We start from the raw sequence: 13,216 nt of genomic DNA on the forward strand, positions 1-13,216 counted from the left end.
TCTGTGGGCTTGGCTCAGGCTCTGACCGGGTACTGGCGTCGGGCGCAGGCTCAGGTTCTGGTGCCGGGGCCGGGGACGGTTCTGCTTCAGGCTCAGGCTCAGGCTGGGGCTCTGGTTCAGGATCGGGCTGGGGCTCTGGTTTGGGCGCGGGCTCTGGCGCCTCCGCAATGTCCTTTTGCGTCTCGGCGATGGATGGCGAGGGGGCCGCGCCAAGCTCGATCCGCAGCCGATCGTCGGCAGCGCCCGGCGCGAGCGATTCCGGCGGACTGAGGGGTGGAGTAAGCCCCAGCAGCCCGGCATGGGCCAGACCCGCCAGCAGAAAAGCCAAGATCCAGATCCCGCCGCCGCGGTTCATGGCGCTCGGGTTACCAGGTCCACCGTCTCGACACCCTCATCGCGCAGCCGGCCGAGGATTGCCACAACCTGGGCGGCGTCAGCCCGCGCATCGGCGACGAGGCGGATCGTCGCGACGCCCCGGGCGCCCTGACGGTCCATGGCGGCAATGGACCGGGAGAGGGCGTCGGCATCGACCCTCTCGCCGTCGATCGCCACCGAACCGTCCCGCGCGATGTGGATGACAGTGTCCGCCGAGGTTTCGAGGGCGGCACCGTCCTGTTCCGGGGGCGTGACGGCAAACGGTGCCGATGGGCTCAGGTGACCGGCAATCAGATAGAACGCCAGCAACAGGAACACGACATTGATCAGTGGCAGCAGACCGGCCTCGCGGTCGGCGGATCGCCGCCGAGGGGGAGTCTGCAGTCCGATCATGCGTCCTCCCCGTTTTTCAGTAGCGAGACCTCGATATCAAGGCGCTGCATTTCACCGAGCGCCTCAAGTGTGGTCTGCAACGAGACACCCGCCCGCGGCTGGAGGTGGATGCCGCGGACATCGCGCGTATTCACGGCCGCCTCAACGGCATCCATCATTCCTGCAGCGGGCACGCGCCGCCCCTCAATGATCGCGGCATCAGGCTCGAGGCTGACCCGCAGGATGTCAGAGGCGGTCGTGCCGGCCCCGGCGGGCGGGGCGATACCGACGGCTACCTGCTGGCGCGATTCGAGCGTCGAGGCGAGCATGAAAAATATCAGCAGGATGAAAATGACATCGATCAGTGGCGTCAGGCGGATCAGTGTGTGACGCGGTGGGGTATCGAGGGCAATTCGGGGGCCAGCGCCCATTACGAGGCCCGTTGATCGAGCCGCGCTGGACGCCGGGTGAAGAGCTCGGTGACCAGGCTGTCCATTTCCTCGCCCAGGTGCTGGACGCGTGCTTCCAGCCAGGTCGCGGCGGCCACCGCCGGGATCGCGACCGCCAGCCCCACGGCGGTGGTGGACAGGGCCTGCCAGATGCCGGCTGAGAGCACTGCCGGGTCGCTGCCAGTCCCGGTCTGCTCAAGCGCCTGGAACGCATCGATCATGCCGAGCACGGTGCCGAGCAGTCCCAGTAGCGGGGCGAGGCTCGCGATCAGTTCAAGCGGCCGCAGCCCGCCGCGCAGGCGTCGCAGCTGGGCCTGGCCCAGTCGGGCAAGATCCTCGCGGAGTCGGGCCTCATCGGTATCGGCCTTCTGCAGTCCCTGGATGGCCCGGGCGACCAGCTGCCCGGCGGGGCTGCGCGCGGCACTGACGCAATCGGTGGCCTGATCGATGTCACCGGCGGTGAAGGCATGGACCGCGGCCCGCGCCTCGCCGAGTCGATGGCTGCGTGTGAGCACGGATTGCGCGATCTTGGCAAGCACGATGGCGAGCGCGGTGACGGACATCGCGAGCAGCAGGCCGATCACCGGTCCGCCGGTTTGGTAGAGGGCGACGAGACGATCGAGTGCGGTCATGCGCCAAGCATACGTCAGCGCGGCGATGCGGCGAAATTGCCTCTGTTAGACTGGCGGCTTGTCCAGAGGAGTATCCATGAGTCTGATCCGCGTTGATGAAATCGAGTTTTCCGTCGGTGGTCCGCCGCTGCTCAAGGATGCATCGCTGACCATTGAGGATCGCGAACGCGTGTGCCTGGTCGGCCGCAATGGTGTCGGTAAATCGACGTTGCTGCGCATCATCGAGGGCGCGATCGAACCGGATGCCGGACGGGTGCAGCGTGGTGAGGCGGCGAAGGTCTCACGCCTCGAGCAGGCCGTCCCCGATCATCTCGACGGTCGGGTGTTCGATGTGGTGACCGAAGGCCTGGGATCGCTGGGGGAGCTGCTTGCCCGCCACCATGATCTGGCCATGGCGATCGGCGCCGGTGAGGGCGACATCGACGAGCTCACCGATCTGCAGTCCCGCATCGAGGCGGCGGGCGGCTGGCAGATCGAGCAGCGCGTCGATGCCGTGCTGACCCGCTTCGGGCTGCCGGCGGACAGCCTTTTCTCGGGGCTTTCCGGTGGTCTCAAGCGGCGTGTCCTGCTGGCACGCGCGGTGGTACCGGGCCCCGACGTGCTGTTGCTCGACGAGCCCACCAACCACCTGGATATCGAGGCGATCCGTTGGCTCGAGAACTTCATGCGCGAATTCGATGGCGCCGTGGTATTCGTCACCCATGACCGGGCCTTTCTGCAGGCCGTCGCCACCCGCATCGTCGAGATCGATCGGGGTCAGCTCACCAGTTGGCCAGGCGATTATGCGAACTACCTGCGACGCCGCGAGGAGCGCGATCATGCCGAGGCCGAGGAGCAGGCGCGTTTCGATAAAAAGCTCAAACAGGAGGAGGCCTGGATCCGTCAGGGCATCAAGGCTCGGCGAACCCGCAACGAGGGCCGGGTGCGGGCCCTCAAGGCCATGCGCAAGGCGCGCGCCGAACGCCGTGAGCGGCCCGGTGAGGCGCGGCTGACAATGGCCGAGGGCGAGCGCTCCGGCAAGCGGGTCATCGAGGCCGAGCATCTGAGCTATGCCATCGACGGCAAGCCGCTGGTGACCGATTTCAGCACCCGCATCATTCGTGGTGACCGGATCGGTATCCTTGGCCCCAACGGAGTGGGCAAGACCACCCTGATCCGGCTGCTGGTCGGCGAGCTGGCGCCGGACAGCGGGTCGATCAAACTGGGGACAGGGCTTCAGGTGGCCTACTTCGATCAGCACCGTGCGTCGCTGGACGACCGCCGCACGGCGCGCGAGAACGTGGCCGGCGGCGAGGACTTCATCGATCTGGGGGATGGCAAACGGCGTCATGTAATGGGTTATCTGCAGGACTTCCTGTTCTCGCCCGAGCGTGCCAATGCCCCGATCAGCCGGCTGTCGGGGGGCGAGCGCAATCGCCTGCTGCTCGCGCAGCTGTTTGCGCGCCCCTCGAATCTGCTGATCCTCGACGAGCCCACCAATGACCTGGATGTCGAGACCCTCGAGCTGCTCGAAGAGCGGTTGGTGGACTACACCGGCACGCTGCTGCTGGTCTCGCACGATCGGGCGTTTCTCGACAATGTCGTCACCAGTGTTTTCGTTCCCGAGGCCGGTGGCCATATCGGGGAATACGTCGGCGGTTACGAGGACTGGCGGCGGCAGAGTCAGGCAGACGCCGCGCCCCGGGAGCCGGCGAAGCGTCGCGCCAGTAAGCCGGCATCGTCGCCGAAAAAGCCGCGTAAGCTGAGTTATGGCGAGGCCCTGGAGCTCGATGAACTGCCCGCGCGCATCGAAACGCTGGAGGCTGCCGCCGAAGCCGCGCGTGAGAAGGCCAATGATCCCACCCTCTACCAAGCGGACGCAGCCACCGTTCAGGCCACTCTGGACGCCCTCGAGCAGGCCGAGGCCGAGCTCGCCGCGGCCTATGACCGCTGGGAGGCCCTGGAGGCGCAGCGCGCCCGTCTGGGCTAGGTGTTGACCACGCCCGCCGGGTCCAGCGGGATCATCGGGCCGCCGGCGGCCTGCGCATCGGCCGGATCGTGGGTGACCAGCAGGGCGGGGATCGACCGGGCCCGGATGTGGTCGAGCACAAACCCGCGAATCTCGTTGCGCAGCGCCTGATCGAGCCGCGAGAAGGGCTCGTCCAGCAGGATTGCCTCGGGCTCGGCCAGCAGGCTCTGCATCAGCGCGGCGCGGGCCCGCTGGCCGCCGGACAGCGTCGCCGGGTCTCGGTCGCCCATGCCCTCGAGGCCCGCCGTGGACAGGGCTTCGTCGACCAGCCGTGCACGCGCCCGTCGTCCCCGCACCGTCGCCCGCAGACCGAACGCCAGATTGTCACCGACGCTCAGATGCGGAAAAAGCCCGGCGTCCTGAAACATCATGCCGATGCGCCGCTGTTCGGCGGGGAGGCCATTGAGGGGGCGGCCATTCAGCGCGAGGTGACCGGTCAGCGCGAAGCCGGCGGGCAGATGCCCGGCAATCCCCTGCAACAGCGTCGTCTTGCCCACACCCGAGGGGCCCATCACGGTGGTCACGCTGCCCGCTTCGACCTGGATGGTGAGCGGCGCAAACAATGGCTCGCCACTTGGAGCCCGGATGGCGAGTGAGTCAATCGCCAGCGGCATAAGGCGACTCCCTGAGAAAACGACGGCGCCGTGCGCGCAGCGGCGGCGTCATGATGGCGATGGCGTAGGCGGCGATCGGGATCAGCATCTGGAGCATGGCATAGACCGCGGTGATGCGGCGATCCGCCCCGCTCGCAAGACTGACTGCCTCGGTGGTGAGGGTGTTGATGCGCCCGCCGCCCATGACCAGCGTGGGCAGATACTGGGCGATGGAGACCGCCACGCCGATGGCGGCAGCCGCCAGCACCGGTCCCAGCAGGACCGGCAGCTTGACCCGCAAAAGGCGTCGCAGCGGCCCGGCCCCCAGGCTCGCGGCCTGACGGCTGAGAAGCGGGTCATACCCCTGCCACGGACCGACCAGAATCAGAAGCACATAGGGGAAGACGAACAGTAGGTGTGCCCAGCCTACGGCAAGCAGCCCGGGGCCGATTCCCAACTGAAGGAAGCCGAACTGCAGCCCGGGCAGAAACCCGATCTGAGGCAGCAGCAACGGCAGGTAGAGGATTCCGGCCAGCAGCGTCGCCCCGCGGCGGTGCTCGCTCTCAAGCCAGGCGATGGCAAGGGCCAATGCCAGTGCGGTCGTTACCCCCGCGAACAGCAGGCTATGGCCCAGTGGCCCGATCCAGCTATCGCCCGGCTGCCGCCAGGCGGCCATCGAAAGCTGATCGGGGAGGCGGCTGGGCCACGGCCAGCGCCAGGTCACCGACCAGACCATCAATGCCAGGATGGCCGCACTCCCCAGACTCATCAGGACCGGATTGAGCGCCCTGGCGAGCCCCAGGCCAAAGCCCGCCAACCATCCCCGGCGCCCGCGCCGCAGCGCCACACGGCCAATGAGGGCGGTCATGCGCTCGATCGTCCAGACGCCGGCGAAGGTGACGAGGACCACCATCGCCTGCAGCAGGGCCCCGGCCCCCGCGGTCAACAGGCTCGAGAGTTCGGGCGCGGTATAGGCCCGCAACACCGTGACGGCGAGCACCGGCGGATTGGCGGGCCCCAGAATCAGCGCCATGTCGACGTTCGAGAGCGCATAGCTGAGCACGATCAGCGTCGGCAGCCGGATCTGGGGCCACATCAGGGGCAGAACCACGCGGATCCAGGCGGCCGATCGGGAGTATCCCAGTGATCCTGCCTGGACCAGCCAGCGCTGGACCGGCAGATGGCTGACGGAGGCACTCATGATCAACGCCAGAAACGGCACCTCTTTGACCAGTAAGCCCAGGATCAGGCCGATGCCCATCGGATCGCCCACCAGCGCCCAGTCGGGGGGCCGGGTCAGATCGAGGGGCGCCGCCACGAGCCGCAGTAACCAACCGGAGGGCGCAAGGATAAACGCAAGGCCGATGGCGATGGCGGCGTGGGGCGCGGCGAGAAAGGGGGCCAGCCAGGGCATGAGGGAGCGGCCAATGGATCGGCCGTGAAGGCTGGCGACCAGCGCAAAGGCGAGGGCAAAGCCGAATCCGGTGGCGCTCAGCCCGGTCCACAGGGTGAGCTGGATCGAGGTTGCGAGTCCCGGCTGGTCAAGCAGCGTCCGCCAGGGGGCGAGTCCGATACTGCGCTCGCCAAGCGCGGGCAGCCAGCCGAACGCCGCGCCGAGGGTCTGCGCCAACCCGAGCAGCACCGGACCGATGAGTACCGCAATGATCAGGATCCGCAGCCCGGTGCGCAGGACAGCCGCCACCGAGCGTTAGCGGGTGTAGCGCTGCGCCCAGGTCTCGATGAGCCGTGTCATCCAGCTGGGATGCGGTTCAGGCAGCGTCCTGCCCAACGCCTCGCGGCTGGGCAGTGCGGGCGCGTCGGGCAGGGCTTCAAAGCGGGCGCGCTGCTCGGCGCTCAGCCGATCGAAGTCGAGCACCGAAAACGCACCCAGCACTTCGATGTTCTGCATGTGCGCCTGGGCCCGTGGTGAGAGGAGGAAGTTGGCGACAACCCTGGCGCCGGCGGTATGCCGGGCGTTGTAGGGGATCGCCACGAAACTGACATTGCCGATGCTGCCCGCCTCCGGAATCAGTACCCGCGCTGTCGGCGGCAGCAATCCCTGCTTGATGGCGGCGGCCGTAGAGGCCGGGTCAAATGACAGCCCGATATCAACGGCCCCGTCGTTGAGCAGCCGCTGCTGCTCGGATTCGTTGGCCGGATAGGTCTCGCCGCCACGCCACAAGTGCGGCTGTATGGCGTCATACCAGTCCCACAGTGGAGCGGTTGCTGTGGCGAAGTCGGCCTCCTCCACCGGCGCCTGAAGGACCGCCGGGTCGGGCGTCAGCTCGATCAGCGCCTGTTTGAGGAATGTCGCGCCCATGAAGTTATCCGGGTGCGGGTGCGTAAAGCGGGCCGGGTTGGCCTGCGCCCACTCCAGCAGGGCCGGCATGGTCCGCGGTGGATTCTCGACCCGGGCGGCGTCGTAATTGAAGACAAAGCGTGCCAGTCGCCACGGGCTCTCGAGCCCCTCGGTCGGGACCGTGAAGTCGGTGGTATTGGCTGATCCGCGACTGAGGTCGAGATAGCGGCTGTTGGGCAGATCCCGCACGAACGGCCCGTGCAGCAGGTCCTGCTCCTTCATCGCCAGAAAGTTGGGGCCGTTGATCCAGAGTAGATCCACTGATCCCTGCTCGTCGCGGCCGGCCGCCTTTTCGGTCACCACCCGCGTTACCGCCTCAGCGGTGTCGGAGAGCTTGACATGGCGGACCGCCACATCGAACCGCGCCTCGGTCTGCTTGCCGACCCACTGGATGAAGGCATTGGTGCGCTGATCGCCGGCCCAGGCATTCCAGTACACCGTCTGACCCTCGGCTTCGCGCAGCGTCTGTGCCCAGTCCGAGCCGGTATCCTCACCAGTCTGGGCAGTGGCCGGCGTCACCAGAGCGATGGCCAGGAGCAGTATCAGTGAGCGCGCACGGACTCGGTGATGTCGGCTGTTCATGAAGCTGACTCCTGCTCGCCGAAAGTCTGGATACCCTGGACCCATCGGGTGAACGTGGTGATCAGACAGGCCAGTGCGAACCCGATGGCGATTTCGCCGAAGTAGCCGGGGAATAAGCAGATTGCGACAAAGAATGCGATGGTCTCGGTGCCTTCGGTGAGTCCGCTCAGATAGTGGATCCCCTTGCCGGTGAACGCCGAGGCGGGCAGGCCACGCTGGGCCGCGATCACCGCGAAGGCAAGAAACGATGACCCGGTCCCGACGAATGCAGTGATGACCACGGCGGCGGGCAGGGCATTGGCGGCCGGGTCGGCCACCGCAAAGCTGAGCGGGACGGTGGCGTAGAAAAAGAAATCAAGGGCGATGTCCAGAAACGCACCCCGGTCGGTGGGCCGGGTCAGCCGGGCGATGGCCCCGTCCAGTCCGTCAAGAAGCCGGTTGAGCAGGATGAATGACAGCCCTGCCAGATAGGCTCCATTGGCGATGAAAAGCAGCGCGATGATGCCCATCGCGAAGCCGGTCAGAGTGGCCGTGTCCGCACCGATCCCGCGTGCCACCATGAATCGGGCGATGGGCGTCAGGGCCCGGCGCTGCAGGGGTTGAAGGGCGGCGTCGAGCACCGCCTATTCCACGCGATTGGGGCTGGCGATCAGTTCCAGGATCATATGCGGCACCGTCAGGGCAGCCAGACCGATGAAGATGACCTGCATGAGTATCGCATCGCTCGGCATGTCCATGAGAAAGGGCACGGCCGCTGCCGCCAGTGCGTAGGTGGCGAGCGTTGTCGGCGCCACCGCCCGCAGCCGCGCTCCCCAGCTGTCGAGGTTGAGATCGCGCGCCGCGATGGTCAGATGCCGCGGGCTGTGCAGAAAGCACCAGTAGGCGATGAAGTAGGCCAGCGGATGCAGCACCGCCGCGCCCACGGCGAGCAGCAGCGGGTCGCGCCAGTCACTCATTGCCCGTTCCGGATGGAGGATCAGTGCGGCCAGCAGGATACCGCCACCGAGCGCCAGCGCCCAGGGCGCGGCTGCGATGATCAGTCCGGTCTGATCAGCGCCGAGCATGGCGAACAGCGGCTCGACGACTGCGGGGTGGAAAGTGACCGGCAGGCCGAGGATCCACAGCCCGTAGCCGATTCCGCCGATGCGCCCGAGGCGATGGGCGACATCGTCACCGAAATGCACGGCGGAGTAGAGCAGAAAGACGGCGAGCGCGATGTTGGGCACCTGCAGCCAGATCGCGATCACCGCCGCGCTCAGCGCCATGTACCCGCCCAGAAAACCGAGCATGCGCGGCGCGTTATCCAGGTGCAGATAGCGTTTCGCCACCGCCGTGTCGAGACTGCCGTGGGGCAGGCCCAGCACCGCGGTGCTGAGCGCGAGCACGGCATAAAGCGGCCACTGACCCGGGAGTAGCGAGATCCCCAGCGAGATCAGCAGTCCGGCAGGGAACAGCCAGTAGGCAGGCGGCCGGTGTGTTGTATCCATGAGCGCCTCCGCAGAGCGAATCGTTGGTGACCGACCAATAGACTACCAAGGTCGACGAGTAGCGGATACGTTGTCAGGTCAAGGACAGGGCTTGCGCGGCTGGCTGACGATGGACAGGATGCGGTTGATCATGGAACGCTCGATCCCTCACCTTGAATCCCTTACCCGTGCGGCGCTCGAGCGTAGCGGGACCCGCGCTGATAATGCACGCTCGGTGGTGGGTGTGGATGCGTCGACGGGATTCGCCTATCCCGCCATCGAGGCGGGTATTTCGGCGGCCATCGCGCCCTGGGGCAGTTGTTTGTGCTGCTGGATCCCGGGTTTTTTGCGGGTGGGGACGACTTCTTGCGGCGCGTTGAGGCGATGCTCTCGACAATGGCTGAGGAACCGGGGGTTCGGCTGCCCGGGGAACGGCGGCTGGCGGCCCGTCACGGGCACGACCAGACCATCGATCTGGATGCCGCCATCCTTGCCGATCTGGAGCAGCGCGCCCGCTCAGCGCCGGCTGGCTGAGTTGAGGTGCGCGCAGTCGTTGAATCGGTTGATGCGGCAGCGATAGGTGCTGAGGCCGCCCGGTGAGCCGAGGTCCTCCCGTTGGGCCGCCGCCGACAGGGTGAATTCAAAGCGTGCTGTGTTCTCGGGCCGAAACCCCCAGATGCGGCGTGTACCCAGCAGCGCGGCCACCAGGTATTGCATGAACCCACCGTGGGTGACAGCAAGGACGGTCTGCCCGTCGGCATGATCCGCCAGCAGTTGATTGATAACCGCCTCGGCGCGTTGCGCCCGTGCCGCGACCGGCTCCGCCTGGGGCACATCGTCCCAATGACCGTCCCGTCGAAATCCCTCGATGATCTGCGGGTAGTCACGATCCAGGTCGGTGGCCGTGCACCCTGAGAAAACCCCCACGTCATACTCACGCAGGGCATCGCGGGAGGCGATGGGCACAGACAGTGCCTGCCCGATCGGGCGTGCGGTGGCGAGAGCCCGCCCCAGCGATGAGCTGTAGAGGACCGGGTTTATCCACTCGCCGGGTTGCCGGGCCTGCTCATGGGCCAGGGCATCGGCCAGCGCCTGGGCCTGGGCCTGTCCGGCGGGAGTCAGCGGATAGTCGCTGTGACCCTGCCAGCGCCCTTCGTCGTTGGCGACGGTCTGGGCGTGACGGATGAGGATTAAACGCATGAGGAGTGTTGTCTTGTCGCTCGTCGGGGCACCCGCTAGAGCATGGCCCACTGCAGTATGATCAATAAAGAGAGCAGCACCGCGACCACCTGCCAGAATGTCACTGGATCGCGGTCGATGAGCGGCTGCCTGCGGGCAGTGTAGCCGAGATCGTTACCGTGGTAGAGCGCGTGAATGAATTCCGATACATCCGCATAGCGCTGCTCGTATCGCGGATGGCAGGCGGTGGATAGAACCGCGTTCAACCAGTCCGGGCATTCCCGCCGCTTCCGTTGCAAGGGCTGGTATCTGAGCTTCCTGAGATCGCTGACCTGCCGGACCTGAGCCGCGGCGGGGCCATAGGGGATATCACCGGTTAGCATTTCATAGGCGATGACGCCCAGCGAGTAAGTGTCGGAACGCTCGGTGCCGTTTGAACCGAGAAAGTACTCGGGTGCGCTGTACTGCTGGGTTCCCAGGATCTGTCGGGGTCGCTCCTGATGATTTTCCGCCACGCCACGGACTTCGACGGCGCCGAAGTCGATGATTTTGACTTCTCCCTGCGCGTCAATCATCACGTTCTCCGGTCGAAGGTCCTGGTGGAGCATTTCCTGGCGGTGCATGGCGCGCAGGCCATATCCGATCTGACTGATGATCTCGCGTACCTCGGCGAGCGAGGGTCTGGGATGATCGCGCATCCATTGGCGCAGGCTCAGTCCCTCGATGTACTCAAACGCGGCGTAGAGGTATTGCGGCTTGAGCGTTCGCGGGAACGGCCTGAGGACGAACGCGCTCGACACGCGGGCCGCAATCCATTCCTCGGCGATGAAGCGCTCCATCGCCGCCGGGTCATCCCTCAGCTCCACCGATGGGACCTTGATGAGCGCGTACTGATCGGAATCCCGGTGTTGGGCGAGAAGGGCGCTACTGCGGTGGGATCGATGGACTTCGCGGATGACCCGGAACTCGTCCAGCGGGTCGCCGGGTTGCAGATCGGGTGGGAGCGGCAGCGTCTCGCTACCCCGCAGCCATTCATCGGTGTCTTTGTCCGGTGCCTGCTCAATTCGTAGCACCTGGGCTGTCACATTATCGTTGCTGCCGTTTTCGAGGGCCGTCTGGCACAGGGCACGGGCAATGTCCTGGCAGCTCTGATCACTTCGCAGGTGGGCGCCGAGCGCCTGTTCGCTGACGAATTCGTGGACGCCATCGGTGGTCAGGACAAACCAGTCGCCGATATCGAACTGGCTGGTTGCGTAGTCCAGCTCAACGGCCGCCTGGACGCCGATGGCCCTCGACAGCGCGGCCTTACCGTCGACCCCGACCGCATGATGATCCCTTGTCAGTGGCTCGGCCGCCGTTGGGGTGAATCGGCAGGCCCGGGTATCTCCGACATGCACGCAGTGCGCCGTGCGGCCTTTGAGGACCAGCGTCGTCAGCGTGCAGACGTATCCACGATCCTTGTCGTAGCGCGCCCAGCTGTTGTCGGTGCGCGCATGCAGCCAGCCGTTAGTGGCGTTGACCACTTTGCTGAGCGCGTTTTTTACCGACCAGGCCGCGGAAGTGGAGTAGTAGTCGCTGACAATCGCTTCGACCGCCGTTTGACTTGCGATGTCACTGACTTCGCTTGACCCGATGCCGTCGGCGATTGCGATGGTGATGCCCTTGGTATCCAGATCAGGGCCGACGGGGATCCGCGCGGCGCAGGCATCCTGATTGACAGCCTTCTCACCGGCTGCCGTCCACTGTCCGAAGTCAATTTTCAGAGCGCACACAATAATCCGTCCTGAGCAATGAAAAAGGGGCCGATGTCAGGCACCGGCCCCTGCGTTACGTTCTACGATCCAGTACTGAATCAGGAGTCGTTGAACTCCTTTCTGGCACCCGTGCGCACATGGGTGGTGTAGAGCACGAGGCCGACCAGTAGCAGGCCGCCGACAAGATTACCCAACACCGTCGGGATCTCGTTCCAGATCAGATAATCGCCCAGCGTGAACTCGGCGCCCATCATGAGCCCTAGCGGGAAGAGAAACATGTTGACGACGGAATGCTCGAAGCCCAGATAGAAGAACACGATGATCGGCATCCACATACCGAGAATCTTGCCGGGCACCGTTGTCGAGATCGACGCGCCGACGACCCCCATGGAGACCATCCAGTTACAGAACATACCCCGCATGAAAAGATGGACCATCCCCCAGGCGCCGGCATCGGCGTACATGCTCGTACGGCTCTCGCCGACGGCCATCATCTGCTCGCCGATCGCGTTCACCTCATTGGCGAACCCCTGAGAAAGATAGAGATAGGCAAAAAAGGCGATGAACAGCGAGCCGATGAGGTTACCAAGGCCCACCAACCCCCAGCATTTCAGCATGCGTGGGATGGTCACGCCGGGACGGCCGTCGAGCCAGGCCAGCGGCACGATGGTGAATACACCCGTGAGCAGGTCGTATCCCATCAGATAAAGCATTGAGAAACCAACCGGAAACAACAGGGCACCGATCAGGAAGTTGCCGGTATTAACGGCGATGGAAATTGCGAAAAGAACGGCCAATGCAAGGGTGGCCCCGGCCATGATACCCCGCAGAACGGTATCCCGCTCGCTCATGTACACCTTGGACTCGCCCTGGTCCACCAGCTTCGTTACAAATTCGCTCGGCTGTAAGTAGGACATCGATTATCTTCCGGTCTTTGAATGTGGTCTGGTTCAAGGCATGTCGGGTGCAGACATGCCTTGAGCGTGAGTGCCAGTATCACCAGCGACGGTATGGGAGGAACTTCCCGTTCATCGTGACCTGAATCCGGTCGCCTTTCGGATCCGGAACTTTTTCAACTTCCATGGTGAAATCGATCGCGCTCATGATTCCGTCACCGGCTTTCTCGTGGATCAGCTCTTTGAGCGTCTCTCCATAGACGGCAGTAATCTCCTGGAATCGGTAGACCAGCGGATCGTTGGCCAGCTCATGGATACGCTGCCCCTTGGCCGGGCAGCTGGTCAGCGCTGGAATATGGGCACTGTCGAGCCCCAGCAGCGCGGTGACCGCACTGGCCTGATCCTCGGTCAGGCTGTTTTCGCCGAGACAGGCGGACGTGAGGAAAACCGGCGAGCAGCCAACATGGTTGGCGATCTCTTCCCAGCTTATCGCTTTGTCGGCCTTTGCACTCAGGATTGCCTCGCGTACGGCGTCTTTAGCTGTCATCAAT

At 65.2% G+C, this 13,216-nt stretch carries 14 protein-coding genes; 2 read left to right on the forward strand and 12 right to left on the reverse strand.

Translation table 11 applies throughout. From position 1 onward, the window contains the following. Positions 1-351: 351 nt before the first annotated feature. The 3 genes from BA899_RS09380 to BA899_RS09390 are packed head-to-tail and all read right to left on the reverse strand — an operon-like array spanning position 352 to position 1,828. Complete coding sequence (locus BA899_RS09380) at positions 352-768, reverse strand: biopolymer transporter ExbD (protein WP_159300435.1); 417 nt, start codon at positions 766-768, stop codon at positions 352-354. Then, complete coding sequence (locus BA899_RS09385; protein WP_159300436.1) at positions 765-1,178, reverse strand: biopolymer transporter ExbD; 414 nt, start codon at positions 1,176-1,178, stop codon at positions 765-767. Before BA899_RS09385 ends, BA899_RS09380 begins: the two co-directional genes overlap by 4 nt. Beyond that, positions 1,178-1,828 carry a MotA/TolQ/ExbB proton channel family protein gene (locus BA899_RS09390; RefSeq protein ID WP_159300437.1) on the reverse strand — a complete coding sequence of 217 codons (651 nt, stop codon included), beginning with the start codon at positions 1,826-1,828 and terminating at the stop codon, positions 1,178-1,180. Before BA899_RS09390 ends, BA899_RS09385 begins: the two co-directional genes overlap by 1 nt. A 76-nt stretch (positions 1,829-1,904) precedes the next feature. On the opposite strand from BA899_RS09390, the gene BA899_RS09395 reads away from it, so the two are divergent. Continuing rightward, positions 1,905-3,797, forward strand: a complete 1,893-nt coding sequence (locus BA899_RS09395; RefSeq protein ID WP_159300438.1) for an ATP-binding cassette domain-containing protein — start codon at positions 1,905-1,907, stop codon at positions 3,795-3,797. Here the strand turns inward: BA899_RS09395 and BA899_RS09400 are convergent. From BA899_RS09400 to BA899_RS09420, 5 genes are read right to left on the reverse strand one after another with little or no spacing between them, the layout of a single operon-like run. Then, on the reverse strand, positions 3,794-4,450 hold the full coding sequence (locus tag BA899_RS09400; RefSeq protein ID WP_159300439.1) for an ATP-binding cassette domain-containing protein: 657 nt from the start codon (positions 4,448-4,450) through the stop codon (positions 3,794-3,796). The genes BA899_RS09395 and BA899_RS09400 overlap by 4 nt on opposite strands. After that, a complete protein-coding gene (locus tag BA899_RS09405) occupies positions 4,434-6,131 on the reverse strand; it encodes an ABC transporter permease (protein WP_159300440.1) in 1,698 nt (565 codons plus the stop codon). The genes BA899_RS09400 and BA899_RS09405 overlap by 17 nt, the downstream gene beginning before the upstream one ends. Before the next feature lie 6 nt (positions 6,132-6,137). Next, entirely contained in the window at positions 6,138-7,370 is a 1,233-nt protein-coding gene (locus tag BA899_RS09410; protein ID WP_159300441.1) for an ABC transporter substrate-binding protein, read from the reverse strand. Continuing rightward, positions 7,367-7,990: a CDP-alcohol phosphatidyltransferase family protein gene (locus BA899_RS09415; protein ID WP_159300442.1), complete on the reverse strand. Its 624-nt coding sequence runs from the start codon at positions 7,988-7,990 to the stop codon at positions 7,367-7,369. The genes BA899_RS09410 and BA899_RS09415 overlap by 4 nt, the downstream gene beginning before the upstream one ends. A gap of 3 nt (positions 7,991-7,993) precedes the next feature. Next, positions 7,994-8,857 (reverse strand): Brp/Blh family beta-carotene 15,15'-dioxygenase, encoded by an 864-nt coding sequence (locus tag BA899_RS09420; protein ID WP_110882669.1) that lies wholly within the window; start codon positions 8,855-8,857, stop codon positions 7,994-7,996. A gap of 375 nt (positions 8,858-9,232) precedes the next feature. On the opposite strand from BA899_RS09420, the gene BA899_RS09425 reads away from it, so the two are divergent. Then, complete coding sequence (locus tag BA899_RS09425; RefSeq protein ID WP_159300443.1) at positions 9,233-9,370, forward strand: hypothetical protein; 138 nt, start codon at positions 9,233-9,235, stop codon at positions 9,368-9,370. Here BA899_RS09425 and BA899_RS09430 read toward each other — a convergent pair. The 4 genes from BA899_RS09430 to cynS form a co-directional block, all read right to left on the reverse strand. Next, positions 9,353-10,036 carry a histidine phosphatase family protein gene (locus tag BA899_RS09430; RefSeq protein WP_159300444.1) on the reverse strand — a complete coding sequence of 228 codons (684 nt, stop codon included), beginning with the start codon at positions 10,034-10,036 and terminating at the stop codon, positions 9,353-9,355. The genes BA899_RS09425 and BA899_RS09430 overlap by 18 nt on opposite strands. 35 nt (positions 10,037-10,071) lie before the next feature. Next, positions 10,072-11,787 carry a bifunctional protein-serine/threonine kinase/phosphatase gene (locus BA899_RS09435; protein ID WP_159300445.1) on the reverse strand — a complete coding sequence of 572 codons (1,716 nt, stop codon included), beginning with the start codon at positions 11,785-11,787 and terminating at the stop codon, positions 10,072-10,074. Between the two features lie 80 nt (positions 11,788-11,867). Continuing rightward, positions 11,868-12,686, reverse strand: a complete 819-nt coding sequence (locus BA899_RS09440) for a formate/nitrite transporter family protein (RefSeq protein ID WP_148122105.1) — start codon at positions 12,684-12,686, stop codon at positions 11,868-11,870. Between the two features lie 79 nt (positions 12,687-12,765). Beyond that, positions 12,766-13,212, reverse strand: coding sequence for a cyanase (cynS, locus tag BA899_RS09445; protein ID WP_148122748.1), 447 nt, complete (start codon positions 13,210-13,212; stop codon positions 12,766-12,768). Between the last annotated feature and the right edge of the window lie 4 nt (positions 13,213-13,216).

The organism is Spiribacter sp. SSL99, from assembly GCF_009805925.1.
Taxonomy (GTDB): Bacteria; Pseudomonadota; Gammaproteobacteria; order Nitrococcales; family Nitrococcaceae; genus Spiribacter; species Spiribacter roseus.

Bases quoted from the DNA above. Each gene is read 5' to 3' on its own strand.
- BA899_RS09380 (WP_159300435.1), bottom strand. From the start codon at position 768: ATGATCGGACTGCAGACTCCCCCTCGGCGGCGATCCGCCGACCGCGAG.
- BA899_RS09385 (WP_159300436.1), bottom strand. From the start codon at position 1,178: ATGGGCGCTGGCCCCCGAATTGCCCTCGATACCCCACCGCGTCACACA.
- BA899_RS09390 (WP_159300437.1), bottom strand. From the start codon at position 1,828: ATGACCGCACTCGATCGTCTCGTCGCCCTCTACCAAACCGGCGGACCG.
- BA899_RS09395 (WP_159300438.1), top strand. From the start codon at position 1,905: ATGAGTCTGATCCGCGTTGATGAAATCGAGTTTTCCGTCGGTGGTCCG.
- BA899_RS09400 (WP_159300439.1), bottom strand. From the start codon at position 4,450: ATGCCGCTGGCGATTGACTCACTCGCCATCCGGGCTCCAAGTGGCGAG.
- BA899_RS09410 (WP_159300441.1), bottom strand. From the start codon at position 7,370: ATGAACAGCCGACATCACCGAGTCCGTGCGCGCTCACTGATACTGCTC.
- BA899_RS09420 (WP_110882669.1), bottom strand. From the start codon at position 8,857: ATGGATACAACACACCGGCCGCCTGCCTACTGGCTGTTCCCTGCCGGA.
- BA899_RS09425 (WP_159300443.1), top strand. From the start codon at position 9,233: ATGGCTGAGGAACCGGGGGTTCGGCTGCCCGGGGAACGGCGGCTGGCG.
- BA899_RS09430 (WP_159300444.1), bottom strand. From the start codon at position 10,036: ATGCGTTTAATCCTCATCCGTCACGCCCAGACCGTCGCCAACGACGAA.
- BA899_RS09440 (WP_148122105.1), bottom strand. From the start codon at position 12,686: ATGTCCTACTTACAGCCGAGCGAATTTGTAACGAAGCTGGTGGACCAG.
- cynS (WP_148122748.1), bottom strand. From the start codon at position 13,212: ATGACAGCTAAAGACGCCGTACGCGAGGCAATCCTGAGTGCAAAGGCC.